The sequence below is a fragment of the Streptomyces sp. NPDC002867 genome (assembly GCF_053591895.1).
Genome location: NZ_JBSFUR010000013.1, coordinates 20,123 through 38,666, shown reverse-complemented (window position 1 = coordinate 38,666; position 18,544 = coordinate 20,123). Strand labels below are relative to the sequence as shown.

At 71.6% G+C, this 18,544-nt stretch carries 13 protein-coding genes; 1 reads left to right on the top strand and 12 read right to left on the bottom strand.

Annotated features, from left to right (window positions below; translation table 11 throughout):
* Positions 1-828: an enoyl-CoA hydratase family protein gene (locus ACWD0A_RS15215; protein ID WP_451298194.1), complete on the bottom strand. Its 828-nt coding sequence runs from the start codon at positions 826-828 to the stop codon at positions 1-3.
* A 222-nt stretch (positions 829-1,050) separates the two neighbouring features.
* Between ACWD0A_RS15215 and ACWD0A_RS15210 the strand changes: the two genes are divergently transcribed.
* A complete protein-coding gene (locus tag ACWD0A_RS15210; protein ID WP_451298192.1) occupies positions 1,051-1,479 on the top strand; it encodes an ATP-binding protein in 429 nt (142 codons plus the stop codon).
* 182 nt (positions 1,480-1,661) lie between these two features.
* On the opposite strand, the gene argF is transcribed toward ACWD0A_RS15210, so the two are convergent.
* The 11 genes from argF to pulA form a co-directional block, all read right to left on the bottom strand.
* The gene (gene argF / locus ACWD0A_RS15205; protein WP_451298190.1) at positions 1,662-2,669 is read right to left on the bottom strand and encodes an ornithine carbamoyltransferase; all 1,008 of its coding nucleotides are present in this window, start codon (positions 2,667-2,669) and stop codon (positions 1,662-1,664) included.
* 62 nt (positions 2,670-2,731) lie between these two features.
* Positions 2,732-3,964: an arginine deiminase gene (locus ACWD0A_RS15200; protein WP_451298188.1), complete on the bottom strand. Its 1,233-nt coding sequence runs from the start codon at positions 3,962-3,964 to the stop codon at positions 2,732-2,734.
* A 295-nt stretch (positions 3,965-4,259) separates the two neighbouring features.
* On the bottom strand, positions 4,260-6,851 hold the full coding sequence (locus tag ACWD0A_RS15195) for a polynucleotide kinase-phosphatase (protein ID WP_451298186.1): 2,592 nt from the start codon (positions 6,849-6,851) through the stop codon (positions 4,260-4,262).
* The gene (locus ACWD0A_RS15190; protein ID WP_451298184.1) at positions 6,848-8,320 is read right to left on the bottom strand and encodes a 3' terminal RNA ribose 2'-O-methyltransferase Hen1; all 1,473 of its coding nucleotides are present in this window, start codon (positions 8,318-8,320) and stop codon (positions 6,848-6,850) included. The genes ACWD0A_RS15195 and ACWD0A_RS15190 overlap by 4 nt, the downstream gene beginning before the upstream one ends.
* 59 nt (positions 8,321-8,379) lie before the next feature.
* Positions 8,380-9,312, bottom strand: coding sequence for a homocysteine S-methyltransferase (mmuM, locus tag ACWD0A_RS15185; RefSeq protein WP_451298182.1), 933 nt, complete (start codon positions 9,310-9,312; stop codon positions 8,380-8,382).
* A 15-nt stretch (positions 9,313-9,327) separates the two neighbouring features.
* Positions 9,328-10,251 (bottom strand): LLM class F420-dependent oxidoreductase, encoded by a 924-nt coding sequence (locus tag ACWD0A_RS15180; protein ID WP_451298180.1) that lies wholly within the window; start codon positions 10,249-10,251, stop codon positions 9,328-9,330.
* 140 nt (positions 10,252-10,391) lie between these two features.
* On the bottom strand, positions 10,392-10,919 hold the full coding sequence (locus ACWD0A_RS15175) for a DUF6099 family protein (protein WP_451298178.1): 528 nt from the start codon (positions 10,917-10,919) through the stop codon (positions 10,392-10,394).
* 201 nt (positions 10,920-11,120) lie between these two features.
* Positions 11,121-11,453, bottom strand: a complete 333-nt coding sequence (locus tag ACWD0A_RS15170) for a nucleotide pyrophosphohydrolase (RefSeq protein WP_451298176.1) — start codon at positions 11,451-11,453, stop codon at positions 11,121-11,123.
* Positions 11,450-12,619: an ATP-binding protein gene (locus ACWD0A_RS15165; protein ID WP_451298174.1), complete on the bottom strand. Its 1,170-nt coding sequence runs from the start codon at positions 12,617-12,619 to the stop codon at positions 11,450-11,452. The genes ACWD0A_RS15170 and ACWD0A_RS15165 overlap by 4 nt, the downstream gene beginning before the upstream one ends.
* Positions 12,620-12,675: 56 nt before the next feature.
* Entirely contained in the window at positions 12,676-13,074 is a 399-nt protein-coding gene (locus ACWD0A_RS15160; protein WP_451298172.1) for a cell division protein SepF, read from the bottom strand.
* A gap of 73 nt (positions 13,075-13,147) precedes the next feature.
* Positions 13,148-18,535 (bottom strand): pullulanase-type alpha-1,6-glucosidase, encoded by a 5,388-nt coding sequence (gene pulA, locus ACWD0A_RS15155; RefSeq protein ID WP_451298170.1) that lies wholly within the window; start codon positions 18,533-18,535, stop codon positions 13,148-13,150.
* Positions 18,536-18,544: the final 9 nt, after the last annotated feature.

The window sequence follows — 18,544 nt, the reverse complement described above, 5'->3', positions numbered from 1 at the left end:
TCAGCGGCCCTGCCACTTGGGCGGGCGCTTCTCCGTGAACGCAGCGTGGAACTCAGCGTAGTCCTCGCCGTTCATCAGGAGCGCCTGCGTGGCCGCGTCCATCTCGACCGCCGCGGCGAGCGGCATGTCCAGTTCCGCGGTGAGCAGCGCCTTGGTCTGGGAGTACGCCAGGGCCGGGCCGTCGGCGAGACGCCGGGCCAGCTCGGCGGCGCGCTGGTCCGCCTGGCCCTCGTCGACGAGCTCGCTCAGGAGGCCGATCCGTTCGGCCTCGGGTGCGCGCACCGGCTCGCCGAGCATGAGGAGCCGTGTGGCGTGGCCCAGCCCGACCACCCGGGGCAGGAGGTACGCCGCTCCCATGTCGCCGCCGGACAGCCCGACCTTGGTGAACAGGAAGGCGAACTTCGCCGACGCGTCGGCGATCCGGAAGTCGGCGGCCAGCGCCAGCACCGCACCCGCTCCGGCGGCGACGCCGTGGACCGCGGCGATCACGGGGAAGGGGCACTCGCGGATCGCGCGGACGACCTGTCCCGTCATCCGGTTGAAGTCGAGGAGCTGCGCGGTGTCCATCGACAGGGTCGCGCCGATGATCTCGTCGACGTCGCCGCCCGAGCAGAAGCCGCGGCCCTCGCCGCCGAGCACGAGGGCCCGCACGGACCGCTCCCGGGAGAGCTCGGCGAGCAGATCGCGCAGGTCGGCGTAGGCGCCGAAGGTGAGGGCGTTGAGCTTGTCGGGCCGGTCGAGCGTCACGCGCGCCACGCCGTCCTGGAGCGTCAGCCGCAGATGGCGCCAGCGCTCGGTGCGCGTCGCGGAACCGGAAAAGGGGCTCATGGAGTGGGGCCTCCTTCGGCGGGCGGTCGGCCTGCTGCCTGCCTCTCGAAGTTATCACTCATCTGTGACTGCCGTCACGAGTACGCGATATCCGTGTTGTGACACTGCTGGGATCCCGTCCCGGTTCTGGCACAGGTCACGGCAGCAGGCCTTGGGATCCCTGGTCCGGCCTTCGACTGTTCGTAGGGTGAACACACCACCGCCACCGAACGGACATACGCCTTGCCCGAAGCCGCCGACTCCGCCGAGACCGCCTCCTGGCGCATCGCGCTGCCGCACACCACGGCAGCGGTGCCCATGGCCCGTGCGGTGGTCCGCGCAGCGCTGGCGGACATCGAGGCGTCCGCGGACAGCGACACGGCCGAGCTGCTCACGGCGGAGCTGGTAGCCAACGCGGTGGAGCACACCCCGTGCGGGGTGCCCATACAGCTGGTGATCGAGCTGCTGCCCACGGGCTGCCAGGTGGAGGTGCACGACGCCGATCCGGCGTCGCCCGGCGATCTCTCACCCGCGGCGCCGGCTCATGCGCCCGACCCGTGGCAGGAACACGGTCGCGGGCTGCTGCTCGTCCGCACGCTCAGCTCGGACTGCGGGCACCGCCCGACGGAGCGGGGCAAGGCGGTCTGGTTCACCCTGCCCGCCCGGCACTGAGCGCGCGGCCGGGGCTCACTCCACGGAGGCGGCGCCGACCAGGTCGTTGGGCGACCGGACGGTACGGGCGCGCAGGTCGTGCACGGCCGCACACAAGGAAGTGGGGTCCGAGCTGAGCCCGGACCCCACCGAAGGCGGCATGGCAACCGCCGTTGTGCATGCTCACCCAATCGGGCACATGGCTATTCGGCAGCAGCGAGGGTGGCCACCATGACCGCCTTGATCGTGTGCATACGGTTCTCGGCCTCGTCGAAGACGACGGAGTGGGCCGATTCGAAGACCTCGTCGGTCACCTCCAGCTCCGTGAGGCCGTGACGCTCGTGGATCTCGCGCGCCACCGCGGTGCCAAGATCGTGGAAGGCCGGCAGGCAGTGCAGGAACTTGACGTCCGCGTTGCCCGTCGCGCGCAGCACGTCCATGGTCACCGCGTAGGGAGCGAGCGCCTTGATCCGCTCGTCCCAGACCTCCTTGGGCTCGCCCATCGAGACCCAGACGTCGGTGGCGACGAAGTCGGCGCCTCGCACACCCTCGGCGATGTCCTCGGTGAGCATGATCCGCGCACCGCTCTCCTCGGCCACCCGGCGGGCCGTGGCGACGACCTCCTCGGCCGGCCGGAACGCCTTGGGTGCGACGATGCGCACGTCCATGCCCAGCAGGGCCCCCGTGACCAGGTAGGAGTTGCCCATGTTGAAGCGGGCGTCACCGAGGTAGGCGAACGAGACGCTCGCCAGCGGCTTGTCGGTGTGCTCGGTCATGGTCAGCACGTCGGCGAGCATCTGAGTGGGGTGCCAGTCGTCGGTGAGCCCGTTGTAGACGGGCACGCCGGCGTGCGCGGCCAGCTGTTCGACGGTGTCCTGCGCGTCACCGCGGAACTCGATCGCGTCGAACATGCGGCCCAGCACCCGGGCGGTGTCCTTGGCCGACTCCTTGCTGCCGATGTGGGAGCCGGCCGGGTCGATGTAGGTCGTGGACGCGCCCTGGTCGGCGGCGGCGACCTCGAAGGCGCAGCGCGTACGGGTCGACGACTTCTCGAAGATCAGTGCGATGTTCTTGCCGCGCAGCCGCTGAACCTCGGTCCCCGCCCGCTTGGCGGCCTTGAGGTCGGCGGCCAGACCGATCAGGCCGCGGAACTCCTCGGCCGTGAAGTCCAGCTCCTTGAGGCAGTGGCGGCCTTCGAGATGTATCGCCATGGTGGCTGCTCCTGGGTCGCGGAAGGCGGTGACGATGGAAGTCTATACGACTCAATGCATCGCTATACAGCCTCGCGCTCCACAGGGCAGCTCATGCAGCGCGGGCCGCCCCTGCCCCGGCCCAGTTCGCTGCCGGGTATCTCGATCACCTCGATGCCCTGTTTGCGCAGATGCGTGTTGGTCGTGACGTTGCGCTCGTAGGCCACGACGACACCCGGTTCGACGGCGAGCACGTTGCAGCCGTCGTCCCACTGCTCGCGCTCGGCCGCGTGCACGTCCTGGGTCGCGGTCAGCACCCGTATGTCCTTCAGCCCGAGCGCCGCCGCGATCGCGTCGTGCATCTGCTCCGGCGGATGGTCGCTGACCTTGAGCCCACCGAAGCCGTCGGCCGGTTCGATGGTGTACGAGCGGAGCATGCCGAGCCCCGCGTACTGCGTGAACGTGTCCCCGTCGACCATGGTCATCACGGTGTCCAGGTGCATGAAGGCCCGGCGCTTGGGCATGTCCAGGGCCACGATCGTCCGCGCGGAACCGGCGGCGAACAGTCCGCGCGCCAGCATCTCCACGGCCTGCGGTGTGGTGCGCTCGCTCATCCCGATCAGCACCGCGCCGTTTCCGATCACCAGCACATCGCCGCCCTCGATGGTGGACGGGTAGTCGTCCTGCCCCTCCGACCAGTGGTGGAACGTCTCTGCCTCCGCACCCACGAAGTGGGGATGGTGCTTGTAGATGGCCTCGAAGTGCACGGTTTCCCGCTGCCGAGCCGGCCAGCGCATCGCGTTGATGGAGACGCCGTCGTAGATCCAGGCCGAAGTGTCCCGGGTGAAGAGGTGATTGGGCAGCGGCTGGAGCAGGAAGTCGTCCAGGTCCATCACATGGAAGCGGACCGACGTCGGCTCGGAGTGTCCTGCGAGGAACTCCCGCTTGGTCATCCCGCCCACCAGCGCCTCGACGAGATCGGACGTGGGCAGCGCGTCGAAGGCGACCCGCAGGTGGTCGGTCGCGAGCGGTCCGTACTCCTTCTCGTCGAAGACGCGGTCCAGCACCAGCTTCCTGGCCTCGGGGATCTCCAGCGACTCGCGCAGCAGGTCGCCGAAGAGATGCACCTCCACCCCTCGGTCACGCAGAACGTCCGCGAATCCGTCGTGCTCCTGACGGGCCCGGCGGACCCAGAGCACGTCGTCGAAGAGCAACGCGTCCTTGTTGCTCGGCGTGAGCCGCTTCAGCTCCAGATCGGGCCGGTGGAGGATGACCTGGCGCAGTCGCCCGGTCTCGGAGTCGACATGGAATCCCATGTCTCCATCCTCGCCGCGCGGACGGTCCTTCACCCGGCGAACGGCCGACCTTGTGGAGTCCGCCGGGACACCAGGGCGGGCATCGCCCGCCAGGTGGGCTCGGCGCAGACGTGGCCGCCCACGGACAGGCCGGAGCGCGTGACGTGCCGACGGCCCTCCTCGCGCTCGGCACTGCCGACCTCGTCCAGCGGCTCGCGGGCACGCGCGGCGTCGACGGCCCTGTCCCGTCCGGCGCCGGACCTGCGTACTGCGGGGAGGCACGGACCGTGCCTCCCCGCAGCCGCACCGGACCGGATCAGAGCCGGGGGTCGACCGGCTCCGACTCCAGGGCCAGCACCGCGAAGACGGCCTCGTGCACCCGCCACAGCGGTTCCCCGTCCGCGAGCCGGTCCAGGGCCTCCAGCCCCAGGGCGTACTCGCGCAGGGCGAGCGAGCGCTTGTGGTTCAGGAACCTCTGGCGCAGCCGCTCCAGGTTGTGCGGACGGGTGTACTCCGGGCCGTAGACGATACGCAGGTACTCGCGCCCGCGGACCTTGATGCCCGGCTGCACCAGCCGGCCCTTCTCGTCCTTGGCGAGCGCCTGCAGCGGCTTGACGACCATGCCCTCGCCGCCGCGGCCCGTCATCTCCAGCCACCAGTCCACGCCCGCGCGCACGGACGCCTCGTCGCCGGTGTCGACGACCAGCCGCCGCGTGACCTGCAACAGGCCGGTCGGGTCGTGCTCCACGAGCCGGTCCAGCCAGGCGAGCTGCTCGTTGTGCGGGACAGCGGCCAGCGAGCGGCCCTGGGAGGCGAGGATCTGGAACGGCGCGAGACGCACGCCGTCGAGTCCGTCCGTCGTCCAGCAGTAACGGCGATAGGCGTCGGTGAACGCGGACGCGTCGCCGGCCCGCTCACGCTGCCGGCCGAGCAGACCCTCCACGTCGACACCCCGGGCGGCGGCCGCTTCCAGCGCCGCGCCGGCCCTGGGCAGCACGGCGCCGGAAGCCGCGCCGACCGCCGCGTACTGGGAGCGCAGCAGCCCGGAGGCCTTGAGCGACCAGGGCATCAACTCGCTGTCCAGCAGCAGCCAGTCAGTGCCCAGCTCGTCCCACAGGCCGGCCGCGGTGACGGCCGTGCGCAGCCGCTGGAGGATCTCCTCGGTGACCGTCCCGTCGTCGAAGAACGGCCGCCCGGTGCGGGTGTGCAAAGCCCCCGTGGCGCCCTCCACGCCGAAGCGTTCCCGCGCCGCCTCCGCGTCCCGGCACACGAGCACCACCGCACGCGACCCCATGTGCTTCTCCTCGCACACGACCTTGCCGATGCCGTCGGCCCGGTACTGCGCGAACGCCTCGGCCGGGTGCTCCAGGAAGGGTCCGTCAGCGCCTCCGCCGCCGGCGTCCTCCCGCGACGTCGCGGTGGGCGCCATCGTCGGCGGCAGGTAGACCAGCAGCCGGGGGTCGACGGCGAAGCGGCTCATGACCTCCAGCGCCGCCGCCGCGTTCTCCTCGCGGACGGCGATGCGCGCCATGTGCCGCGTCTCGACGACCCGGCGGCCCGCCACGTCGGCGAGGTCCAGCGGGCGCCCCTCACGGGAGCCGGGCGCCTCCGTCAGGAGTGGCCTGACCGGCTCGTACCAGACTTTCTCGGCCGGAACGTCGACCAGTTCGCGCTCCGGCCACCGCAGCGCGGTCATCCTGCCGCCGAAGACGGCACCGGTGTCCAGGCAGATGGTGTTGTTGATCCACGAGGTGCTGGGCACGGGCGTGTGCCCGTAGACGACCGCTGCGCGGCCCCGGTAGTCCTCGGCCCACGGGTAGCGGACGGGCAGTCCGAACTCGTCGGTCTCGCCGGTCGTTTCGCCGTACAGCGCGTGCGAGCGGACCCGGCCGGAGGTGCGACCGTGGTACTTCTCGGGCAGGCCGGCGTGGCAGACGACGAGCCTGCCCTCGTCGAGCACGTAGTGACTGACGAGGCCGTCGATGAAATCGCGTACCCGCTCGCGGAATTCCGGGTCCTTGGCATCCTCCTTCTCCAGTTGCTCGATGGTCTCGGCGAGGCCGTGCGTGTGCTGGACGTTGCGGCCCTTGAGGTAACGGCCGAGCTTGTTCTCGTGGTTGCCCGGGACGCACAGGGCGTTGCCCGCGGCGACCATGCCCATGACGCGGCGCAGCACGCCGGGGCTGTCGGGGCCCCGGTCGACGAGGTCGCCGACGAAGACCGCGGTACGGCCCTCGGGGTGGGCGCCGTCCTCGTAGCCGAGCTTGGCGAGCAGGGTCTCCAGCTCGGAGCTGCAGCCGTGGATGTCCCCGATGATGTCGAACGGTCCGGTGAGGTGGCGCAGGTCGTTGTAGCGGCGCTCGAGCACGATCTCCGCGCTGTCGGCCTCCGCCGTGCTGCGCAGGACGTGGACCTTGCGGAAGCCCTCGCGCTCCAGTCCGCGCAGCGAGCGGCGCAGTTCGCGGCGATGGCGGGCGATGACATGGCGGGGCATGCCGGCGCGGTCGGGTCGGGTCGCGTTGCGGGCGGCGCAGACATCCTCGGGAAGGTCCAGGACGATGGCGATGGGCAGGACGTCGTGCTCGCGTGCGAGGCGTACGAGCTGCCGGCGGCTCTCCGTCTGCACGTTGGTGGCGTCGACGACGGTCAGCCGTCCGGCGGCGAGCCGCTTGCCCACGATGTAGTGCAGGACGTCGAACGCGTCGCCGCTGGCGCTCTGGTCGTTCTCGTCGTCGGCGACGAGGCCCCGGCAGAAGTCCGAGGAGACGACCTCGGTGGGCTTGAAGTGCTTGCGGGCGAACGTGGACTTGCCCGACCCGGTGGCCCCGACGAGGACCACGAGGGACAGGTCGGTCACGGGGAGCCGGCGGCCCGGGGCGGTGACGGTGGTTTCCGTGGTGCTGGTCATGCGGCGGTCGCCTGCTTCGCGGTCGTGTCGGTCGTCGTCTCGAACACCGCCATCTGGGTCGGCGGGCCCACCTCGGGGTCGTCGGGGCCGACGGCCACGAAGCGCACCGCGTAGCCGTGGCGTCCGGCGACGCCTTCGGCCCAGGTCCGGAACTCCTCCCGGGTCCATTCGAACCGGTGGTCGCCGTGGCGCACGTGTCCGGCGGGGAGCGTCTCCCAGCGCACGTTGTACTCGACGTTGGGCGTCGTCACGAGCACGGTGCGGGGGCGCGCCGCGCCGAACACCGCGTACTCCAGGGCGGGCAGCCTCGGCAGGTCGAGGTGCTCGATCACCTCGCTGAGCACGGCGGCGTCGTAGCCCGTGAGGCGCTTGTCGGTGTACGTGAGCGAGCCCTGGATCAGCCGGACGCGGGCGGCCTGCCGCTCGCCGAGGCGGTCGAGCTTGAGCCGGCGCCCCGCGATGGTCAGGGCACGCACCGACACGTCGACGCCGACGATCTCGGTGAACCTGATGTCCTTGAGCAGCGCCTGCACCAACTGGCCCTGTCCGCAGCCCAGGTCGAGCACCCGGCTCGCACCGGCGGCGCGCAGCGCTTCGAGGATGGCATCCCTGCGCTGCTCGGCGAGCGGCACGGGGCGCTCCTCGGTGTCCGTGGTCTCGTCCACGGCGTTGTCCACGTCCTCGACCCGGAGGTCGTCGGTCTCGGCGAGGCGCACGAGCTCCAGGCGCTCCATGGCCTGCCGGGTCAGTCCCCAGCGGCGGGACAGGTAGCGGCTGGTGATGAGCTTGTGCTCGGGGTGTTCGGCGAGCCAGCCCTCGCCCGCGCGCAGCAGTTTGTCGACCTCGTCGGGAGCGACCCAGTAGTGCTTGGCGTCGTCGAGGACGGGGAGCAGGACGTAGAGCTGGCGCAACGCGTCGGCGAGCCGCAGCTCCCCTTCGAGCACGAGGCGTACGTAGCGCGACGCGCCCCACTCGGGGAACTGCTCGTCCAGGGCGATCGGTTCGGCCTCGACCGAGGTCCAGCCGAGCGGTCCGAAGAGCCTCCGGACCAGTTCGGCGCCGCCGCGGGCGGCGACGGCGGGCACCTCGATGCGCAGCGGCAGCGGGGCCTCGGCCCGTCCGGGCAGCGCCCCGCACACACCACGCAGGGCGCTCTTGAACACGGTGCTCAGCGCCACTGCCAGCAGCGACGAGGCCGCGTAGGGGCGGTCGTTGACGTACTGCGCGAGCGCGGCATCGGGCGCGCCGCCGCGGCCCTTGCCCTTGCCGCGCCGCACGAGCGCCACCGGATCGACCTCCAGCAGCAGTGCCGCCGTACACCGTTCCGCGGACGCCTCGGGGTAGAAGACGTGCGCGGTGCCGTGCGCGGTGGAGAACGTCTGCGCCTTGTCGGGGTGCTTGTGCAGCAGAAAGCCGAGGTCGGTCGCGGGACGCTCTGGGGTGCCGGTCGTACTGATCGTCAGGAACACGCGTTTGAGTATCGTCCGGTCCGTCCGCCCCGACCAGGGGTTTTTGTCACAACCGGGCCTCAGAACACCTTCCTCGCACCGCGGGGTCGGTCCGTGTCCAGCAGCCGGGCGAGGGCGCCGATCTCCTGCGGCCCCACGCGGCAGCAGCCGCCGACGAGGCGTGCTCCCCCGGCGCACCAGGCGCGTGCCGCGGCGGGGTCGTACGCGCTCCCGCCCTGCCAGCGCCGCTCGGCGGCGTCCCAGCCCTCCCCGCTGTTGGGGTACGCGACGACAGGCTTGCCGGTCACCGCGGCGGCGGTCTCGACCGCCGCGGCCACGTCCCGCGGGTCGCAGCAGTTCACGCCCACCGCGAGCACGTCGTCCCGGCCCGCGGCCAGGGCGAACGCCTCCGCCAGGTCCTGGCCGGCCCGGGTCCGCCCGCCCGCGACGGTGTAGGAGAGCCACACCGGCACACCGCACCCCTCGGCGGCGCGCAGCAGCGCCTCCGCCTCGTCGGCGTCCGGCACGGTCTCCAGGGCGAGCACGTCGGGCCCCGCGGCGACGAGGGCCTCGATACGCGGCCGGTGGAAGCGCTCGAGCTCCGCCGTGCCGATCCCGTACCGCCCCCGGTACTCGCTGCCGTCGGCGAGCATCGCCCCGTACGGGCCGACCGATGCGGCGACCCACACCTCGTGGGGCGCCGCGTCGGCGGCGGCGCGCGCCAGCGCGACACTGCGGCCGAGCAGGCGGGCGGCCGCCTCCGGCCGGACGCCCCTGCGGGCGAATCCCTCGAACGTGGCCTGGTAGCTCGACGTGATGAGCACCTGCGCACCCGCCCGCACGTACGCCGCGTGCGCCGCCTCGATCTGCCGCGGAGCGTCGGCGAGCAGCCGCGCCGACCAGAGGGCGTCGGACAGGTCGCAGCCCTGCGCCTCCAGCTGGTTGGACAGGCCGCCGTCGAGGACGAGGACGTCCCGGGCGAGCGCTTCGGCGAGTGTGCGGGCGGGTCTCACAGCGGCTCCCGGGGATCAGCTCAGCTGGGACTGGACCTGGGAGGAGATGAGCTCCAGGTGTTCGAGGTCCTCCAGGTCGAGCACCTGGAGGTAGATCCTCGACGAGCCGGTCGCCGCGTAGCGGCCGATCTTGTCGACGACCTCCGCCGGGGACCCGGCCAGGCCGTTCGCCTTGAGCTCGTCGACCTCCCGTCCGATCGCCGCCGCGCGGCGGGCCACCTCGGCGTCGTCCTTGCCGACGCACACGACCAGCGCGTTCGAGTAGACGAGGGCGTCCGGGGAGCGGCCGGCCTTCTCGGCGGCGGCACGGACGCGGCCGAACTGGCGCTCGGTGTCCTCGAGGGAGGCGAACGGCAGGTTGAACTCGTCCGCGTACTGCGCGGCGAGGCGGGGGGTGCGGGTGGATCCGTGGCCGCCGATCAGCACGGGGACCTTGGTCTGGGCGGGCTTGGGCAGGGCCGGGGAGTCCGTCAGCCGGTAGTGGTGGCCCTCGAAGGTGTAGGTCTCGCCGACCTCGGTGGCCCACAGGCCGGTGATGATCTCCAGCTGCTCCTCGAAGCGGGCGAACTTCTCCTTGGGGAAGGGAATGCCGTACGCCCGGTGCTCCTCCTCGAACCACCCCGCGCCCAGCCCCAGTTCGACGCGGCCGCCCGACATCTGGTCGACCTGGGCGACCTGGATGGCGAGCACGCCGGGCAGTCGGAAGGTGCCGGCCGTCATCAGTGTGCCCAGACGGATCCGCTTGGTCTCGCGGGCCAGACCGGCCAGGGTGATCCAGGCATCGGTCGGGCCGGGCAGTCCGTCGGCGGAACCCATGTGCAGGTAGTGGTCGGATCGGAAGAAGGCGTCGAAGCCGAGCTCCTCGGTGGCCTTGGCGACGCTCAGGAGGGTCTCGTAGCTCGCCCCTTGCTGGGGCTCGGTGAAGATTCGAAGATCCATGCATCCATCCTGCACCTTTCGCCGCCGAGCAATCCGGTCCCGCGGGGGCGGATGAGGTTCTCACGCGGGACCGTGCCCCGGGCCGGTTGCACCGGGACAGTCGCGCCTTCGCGGAGCACGAGACGACCCGTGGAGCCCCGTCACGGCGCGCCGGCCGCGGAGTCCATCTCGGCGACGGGCCGCTCCGGGCCCGCCCGGCCGCGGACCGCTTCGGGCGGGCGCTCGTGCTCGTGCTCCGCCAGGCGGCGCAGCATGCCGCGCACGCGGTCGCTCGACTCGTCCGCGGCGTCTATCGTCTCGATGCACTGCCAGTAGAGCCCTTCGTCGTCCGTCGCGCAGGCGACCGCGACGAGAGCGATGCCGACCTCGCCGAGCAGGACGTTCAGCCCGGTCAACACGGCTTCGGGGTCGGCCACTTCGGTGAGCTGGGCGGCCCGGACCCCGCCGCTGCGCACCATCGGGTGGTCGAGCACCCCGCACCCCCGTCCACCGATCTCGCCGAGCCCCCGGGCCTCGCCTCTCAGCTCGGCGGGCCCGCTCGCCGCGAGCCGGCTGCCGATCGCCTGGGCCAGCGCCTGGACCTGCCATGCCTCGGCCACGGTCTCCGGCACGGACCGGCTCTGTGCCAGCCCGTGGCGGCTGATCTCGATGAGTCGTAACGCGTCCATGACCGCGCCCCCGTTCGCACGACTATCTGCCCACTCAGTTCATTACCCAGAGTGAAGGTCTTCGACCAGAAAAGCCAGGGGAATTCGGAAATCTGTGGACACCAAGGCTGTTGTGGATAACTCGACAACTCCGAAGAGTGACGAATGGGTGTCGAAACGGCCCTCGGCCACCCCTGCGCGCCCGTTCGCGGCGCCCCGGCTCTACTGCGCCGGGAAACGCCGCTCGTTGCGGTCGATCTTGTCGGACAGGGCCTGCAGCACGTCGATCCCGAGCACCTCGCAGAACTGGAGGAGGTAGGCGAGCACGTCCGCGACCTCGTCGCGGACGCGGTGCGCCGTGCCCTCCTCCTCCATCACCCGGGCCGACTGCTCGGGCGTCAGCCACTGGAAGATCTCCACCAGTTCGGCGGCCTCGACGCTCAGCGCCACCGCCAGGTTCTTCGGGGTGTGGTAGGGCTGCCAGTCGCGTGCCGCCGCGAACTCCGCCAGTCTGCGCTGCAGTCCCGCCACGTCCAGCCCGTCGTCTCTCGTCACGGCATCAGGTCTACCACCGACACGCCCTCGGTCCCCCGCGCGCACGACGGGTCGGACACGGCCCCCACCAGCCGGATGTGCCCCCGCGCGCACATCTCGGCGGCGAGACCCACCAGTTCGCGCGCCTGAGCCGGATCCAGGCACCGGTCGAACCCGTCCGCGAGCACCGTGAGCGACTGGTACGCGGCCGGCACCTCGGCCACCTGGTCCACGGACAGCACACCTGGCCCCGTGAGCAGCACCAGGGCCAGGGCCAGATACCTCAACTCGCCCTCCCCGAGCCGTCCGAGGGGCGTGCCGGGACGGCCGCCGCCACGGGCGAGCAGTGCCCGGACCGTGCCGTCCCGAAGCTCCTCCACGCACAGGTCCGTCACCGGCCCCGCGCACCCCGCACGCGCCGCCGCCGCGAGCCGCGCGTGCCGCTTTCCGCATTCACTGCGCGTGCGGTGCAGGACCTCGGCAAGGTTGTCGCACCCGCGCCGCAGTCTGCCGGGCCCCGCGGCGACGGACTCGCGCATCCGGTGGGGCCGCGGGTCGCAGGCGAAGACGGACCTCAGGGCGAGCACCACCTGCTCGGCCGCGGCCAGCACGCGCAGCTGCGCCTGCGTCCTGCCGGCGACGTGCAGAGGCAGCAGGGCGGTGCCGAGCCGGTCGCCGGGCAGCCGGCCGCGGGTGACACCGTCCGCACCGGAGGTGTGCCAGGCGGCCTCCACCTCCGCGCGGCCGGGATCGCGCAGAGCCGTGGCGAGCAAGGTCCGTCCGCCGCTCGTCAGCCGTTCCCCGACGACGCGCAGGCGCGGCACGGCCTCCACCGCGAGGTCGAGGCACACCGGGCCCGCGGGGCCGTCCACCGTGCACCCGATCCGGAAGCCGCGGCGTCCCTGGCGGTCGGGCCGGGCCCCCTCCGGAACGCACTCGGCCGCCTGCGGGAACGCGGTCTCCAGATCGTGTCCGGCGCCGAGCAGGGCGAGTGCCTCGTACGCCTCGAGGGCGCTGGACTTGCCGCTGCCGCTGACGCCGGTGAAGAGTGTCATGGGGCCGAGGGGGAGCGCCGCCCCTCGGTGCCTCCTGTAGGCGGAGAGCCGTAGTTCGGTGACCGCGGGCCGGGCGGCGCCCGCCTCTGCGGGCAGTGTCCTCGGGCCGGTGACCAGTGCGTTCGCGTCCATGGGCGGGACGGTACGCACCGTGCTCACCGCCGAACCGTTCCGTCGTGGCGGCCGTCCTACGAATGAGGTACAGCGGCCTGCTCGGCTCCTTCCACCTCGGTGCCCACCGGTGCGAGGAGGAACACGTTGCGGTCGACCCGGTGCATCGCGCTGCCGAGTCCGAAGACGACACCGCTGCTGAAGTCCAGGATGCGCTTGGCCACTTCGGTGTCGGCTGCGGTCAGGTCCAGCAGGACGGGCGTGCGGTTGACGAGGTACTCGGCGACCTCGCGCGCGTCGGCGAAGACCTGCACCCGCAGCACGACGAAACGACGCTGCTCGGCGGCCGCGTAGTCCCGCGGGACCGTCCGGTGGTCCACCCGCGACGGCCACTCGTCGCGACTGCGCAGCGGCACCACCTGCGCCAGGCCCTCCCACTGCTCGTCGGTGACGTCGTACCTCTCGTACCTACTCATGGGACCATCCTCCCGCCCCTCACCCGTTCGGCCCATCAGCGACACGGGTGAGGAGCGGGGGATCACGAATCGGTCAGCCGCGCTCGAAGACGGCGACCGTACGGGCCGGGACCGTGAAGGTTCCCGAACTCCGCTCGTACGACGAGGCCTTGACGGCCTCGTCCGCACCCGAACGCTGTACCGGGTGCAGGGCGTAGCCGCGGCCCGCGAGGTCCGCGACCCGCTGGGTCTGCCGCTCGGGCGTGGCGTTGAACACGACGACGAGGTCACCGAGGCGCATGGTGATCACGCCCGGGGTCTCGTCCGTGCCCGACAGCGGGAAGGACAGCGCCGACTGGACGTCCTCGGCGGTGGCGAGGCCGAACACGGGCTCGGTGGTCCGGATCCGCAGCAGGTCGCGGTAGGCGGCCGAGGCGCCGTCGATCTGCGCGCAGCCGACGGTGAGCGACGCGCTTGTCAGCAGCGGCTTCGCGTACCCCCACTTGGACTTGTTGTCCGCGGCGGGCGGCAGGCCGCGGCCGAAGCCGTTGCCGTCGCGGCAGTCCCAGTGGATGGCGTTGAACCAGTCGCCGCTGTCGTACGAGTTGCGGTCCAGCGACTTGGAGCGCAGCAGGTCGGTGCCCGCCTGGGAGAGGGCCGGCCCCTGCGACAGGACCGAGGTCGCCATCGCGAGCACCTGCATGCGCGCCCGGTCCGCGGCGGACGTACCGGCCGGGAGCTTGAAGGCGAGTGCGTCGTACAGCGTCTCGTTGTCGTGGGCGTCCGCGTAGGCGAGCGCGTCACCGGGTGCCGCGGCGTAGCCGGCCGGGGCGCCGTTGTAGTCGACCTCGGAGCCCTTGACGGCGCGGCCGCGGGTGTCCGTGAAGGAGTACGAGGCGAGGTTGCCCGAAAGACCGACCTTGATCAGGTCCTGGTAGTGCAGCAGCCGCGCCCTCTGCTCCGCCTCGGTGCCGTTGGCCTTCGAGGAGTTCGGCTCGGTGTACAGGCCCGAGGCGAAGCCCTGCACACCCGGGTCGTCGTCGAACGGACCGCCACCGCGCACGGCGTCGCGCGCACGGTCGGAGAAGGTCGCGATGCCGGTGCCGGCCATGTTCTTCTGGGTGGCCTGGACGAAGCGGGCGTCGTCGGCGATCTCACCGAAGTTCCAGCCCTCCCCGTACAGCACGATCTTCTTCCCGTCGACGCCGTCGCGCTCCACGGTGAGCTCGTCGAGCGCCTCGCGCACCGCGAGGATGTTGGCCTTCGGGTGGTGGCCCATCAGGTCGAAGCGGAAGCCGTCCACCTTGTAGTCGCGCGCCCAGGTCACGATCGAGTCCACGACGAGCTTGCCCATCATGGCGTTCTCGGGGGCGGTGTTGGCGCAGCAGGTGGAGGTCGCCACCGAGCCGTCGGCGAGCAGCCGCTGGTAGTAGCCGGGCACGATCCTGTCGAGGACGGACTTGTCAGCCTGGCCGCTCGCGACGGTGTGGTTGTAGACGACGTCCATGACGGTGCGCAGTCCGTCGTCGTTGAGGGACTTCACCATCTGCCGGAACTCGACCGTGCGCCGCGTGCCGTCCGGGTCGGTGGCGTACGAGCCCTCGGGGACCGTGTAGTGCAGGGGGTCGTAACCCCAGTTGTAGGCGTCCTTCGCGGCCGCCTTCGCGACGCAGGCCTGCTGCTCCTCGGAGTCGGGCGCGTAGATCTTCAGGTCGCACTCGGGCTGCTGCTGGTCGGCCTTCCTCTCGGGGATGGTGCCGATGTCGAAGGCGGGCAGCAGGTGGACGTAGGAGGTGCCGGCACCGGCGAGGGCGCGCAGGTGCTTCGAGCCCTTGCTGTCCTTGTCGGCGAAGGCGAGGTACGTGCCCCGGTGGTCGGCCGTCGGGTCCGCGACGGAGAAGTCCCGGATGTGCAGCTCCTGGATCTGGGCGTCCTTCAGCGGCACGGCGGCGGGCTTCTTCAGCGCGGACCAGCCGGCGGGGGCCAGGGACGGGTCGGAGAGGTCGGTGACGATGCTCCGTTCGGAGTTCGCCGTCAGGGCGACGGAGTAGGGGTCGGTGACCTTGTTGGTGACGACCTTCCGCACGCTCGGGGCCCACACGCGCACGGCGTAGCGGTACTCGTCCCCCTTCCAGCCCTTCCTTCCGCGCACCGACCAGACGCCGCTCGCGTCGTCGCGGCGCATGGCGACCCTCTCGCCGTCGAGCTCCAGCGCGACGTGCTGCGCGGTCGGCGCCCACAGCCGCAGCGTGGGCACGCCCTTGCGGTCGAACGTCGCACCGAGCTGCGCCTTGGTGGCCTCCGGCGCGTACAGGTCGTCGAGGACGCCGGCGATCTGGACGCCGGTCGCCGTGACGACGGCGCCGTTGGCCGCGTACTGGGCGGCCACGACCTGGCCGCGCAGCGCTTCGCGCACCCGGTCGCGGTCGCGTTCGTCGACGCGGTGGGCCGTGTAGTTCTTCAGGTGCGGGTACTTGGCCTTCTGCGCGTCGGTCAGCGACGCCTTGGTCAGCCGCAGCACTCGCGCGTCACCGGTCAGCGCGCCGTTCTCCACGGCGATGGAGCCCTCGTGGGAGTAGAGCAGGGCGCTGGACGCGGCAGCGTCGCTGCCGTTCCAGGCGACGGTCTCCTCGTCGATCCAGACGGCGTGCGCCTGGGTGAGGTCCAGCGCCGCGCCACCGCCCTTGGGCTGCGGCAGCAGGTACTTCTCCTGGCCGGCCAGGAGCCACACCTCGTGGCCGTTCGCCTTGAGATCGAGGGACTGGTCGGAGGGCAGGTCCTTCTGGTCGCCCTTGTGCAGGATGTAACTGAGGGAGGTGGCTCCCGGTGCGAGCGGCACCTCGAAGACGGCGCCGTACGCGTCCGTCCGTACCGGCTCCAGGGGCTTGGACCAGTCGGTCGGGTTCGCTGCCCCGGTCCAGGTGTGCAGGCCCCAGCCCGTGTAGTCGCCGTCGGCGCGCTTGTAGCGCAGGACGGCCTTGGACGTGTCCTGGGGCGGGTAGGCCCCCTCGGGCGCGGTGTTCGACAGGCCGGGCCTGCCCTGCTCGATCCACACCTCACCGGTCTTCGACAGGTCGATGGTGCGGTCGGCGTCGGTGTCCTTCACGCCGTCCTTGTTCACGGCGATGAAGCCGACGGAGGAGGCGCCGGGCTTCAGCTTCACGTAGGCGAAGGCGCCGTACGCGTCGCGGCCGGTGAAGGGCTTGCCCGCGGGCCAGGTCGTGCCCTCGCCTTCGGCGATGTCGCCCCAGGTGTACAGGCCCCAGTCGGCGTAGTCGCCGTCGGCGCGCTTGTAGTGGACGATCGCGTAGTCCCGCTGGGTCGCGGTCGGGGGCTGTTCTACGGCGGGTGCGCCGCTGGTCGTGGCGGCCGTGGCGCTCGCGGTGCGGCCCTCGGAGTCGACGACGACGGCCTTGTAGCGCAGGGCGGTTCCCGCGGGGGCGGTGATGTGCTGGGTGACCTTGTACGGGGCGTGGTCGGCTGAGCCGAGGACCTGCCAGGGGCCGTTGCCCACCTGCGCGGCGAACACGACCCGGCCGAGCGGCCCGCCGTCGGCGTCGGCCGAGATCTCGACGGTGCCGGTGGCGCCGGCTTCCGGTGCCTTCAGAACGACGGACGGCTTCGTGGCGGGCGCGGCGAGCGGCTTCGCGGCCTTGAGCACGAGCGACGAGAGCGCCGGGACGGTGACCTCGACGGTCCGGTCGCTTCCGCTGCGGACGGTGGCGTCGCCGCCGTGGATCGCGGTGAAGTCCGTGCCGGCCGAACCGGTCGGGATGCGGACCGTCTTGGCGGCGCTCGCGTTGTTCAGGGCCACGACGTACTCGGTCTTCGCCGCGGCGTGCGTGCGGGAGAAGGCGTACACGGAGCCCTCCGCGTAGCGCTGCTGCTGCACGCCGTCCCGCAGCGCCGGGTGCGCCTTGGTGAGCTTCGACAGCGCGGCGACGGACCGGTACAGCGGGTGGGAGGTGTCGTACGCGTCCTCGGCGTGCGTGCGGTCGGTGCCGAGCTGGTCGTCGTCGAGGTAGTCGGCGGTCCGCGAGGCGAACAGGCTCTGGCGCGCGTCCTTGTCGCCGCCCGCGCCGGTGAAGCCCTGCTCGTCGCCGTAGTAGATCACCGGGTTGCCGCGGCTGAGGAACATGAGCTCGTTGGCGAGCCGGTGGCGCCGCAGCAGCTCGGCGTCGCCGGCCTGCGGGTTGTCCTGCCGCAGGAAGGTGCCGAAGCGGCCCATGTCGTGGTTGCCGAGGAAGGGTACGGACTCGTAGGCGTTGGCCTTGTCCGTGGTGTAGCGGTAGTCCTGGGCGAAGAGGTGCGCGAGCTTGTCCGCGGAGGCGCCCTGCGAGGCGTAGGCGCGGGCGGCGTCCTGGAACGGGAAGTCGAGGGTCGCGTCGAGGCGGCCCCGGGTGACGTACGGCGAGGTGATCGCCGGGTCGCCCGAGTAGACCTCGCCGAACATGAAGAAGTCGTCCCGGCCCTGCTGGGCGGCGTACGCGTCGAGCGCGGTCGCCCACTGCGTCCAGAACTCCATGTTGACGTGCTTGACCGTGTCGATGCGGAAGCCGTCGATGTCGAAGTCGCGCACCCAGCGCTGGTAGATCTTCGCCATGCCCTCGACGACCTCGGGCCGTTCGGTCCACAGGTCGTCGAGACCGGAGAAGTCGCCGTGCTCGGCGGACTCGCCCGCGAAGGTCGAGTCGCCCCTGTTGTGGTACATCTCCGGGTCGTTGAGCCAGGCGGGGACCTTGATGTCCTTCTTCGCGGCGGGCACGACCGGGGTGCGTGGGAAGGAGTCCCGGTCGGTCGCCGGGAAACGGCGTGTCCCGTCGGCGTAGTCGCTGTCGTCGAAGGGCTCGCCGTCCTTCGTCAGGTAGGGGAAGGCGCCCTTGGAGAGGTAGCCGTACGACTTCTCCTGGTAGTCGACGACGTCGGCTGTGTGGTTGGTGATGACGTCGAAGAAGACCTTCATGCCCTTGTCGTGGGCCTTGTCGATCAGCCTCTCCAGGTCGGCGTTGGTGCCGAAGTGGGGGTCGACCTGGGTGAAGTCGGTGATCCAGTAGCCGTGGTAGGCCGCGCTCGCGTCCTTGCCCTCGCCCTGTACCGGCTGGTTCTTGAAGATCGGCGCCATCCAGATGGCGGTGGTGCCGAGCCCCTTGATGTAGTCGAGCCTCTCGGTCAGCCCCTTGAGGTCGCCGCCCTGGTAGAAGCCCTTGTCGGCGGGGTCGTAGCCGGTGGTGGTCCGGGTGCCGGTGAGGCCACCGCGGTCGTTCTTCGGGTCGCCGTTCGCGAAACGGTCCGGCAGGACGAAGTAGAACTGCTCACGGGTCAGGTCGTGACGGGCCGGCTGTGCGGCCAGGGCTCTGTCCGAGGGCGGCGGGGGCGGCTCGGGCGCGGCCACCGCCGGCAGGGCGGGGACGAGCGCCGCGACCGTCGCCGCGGCGGCGACGGCGGCCGCGCCCGGGCGCAGGCGGATACGGGGGCGTATCACAGCGGATCT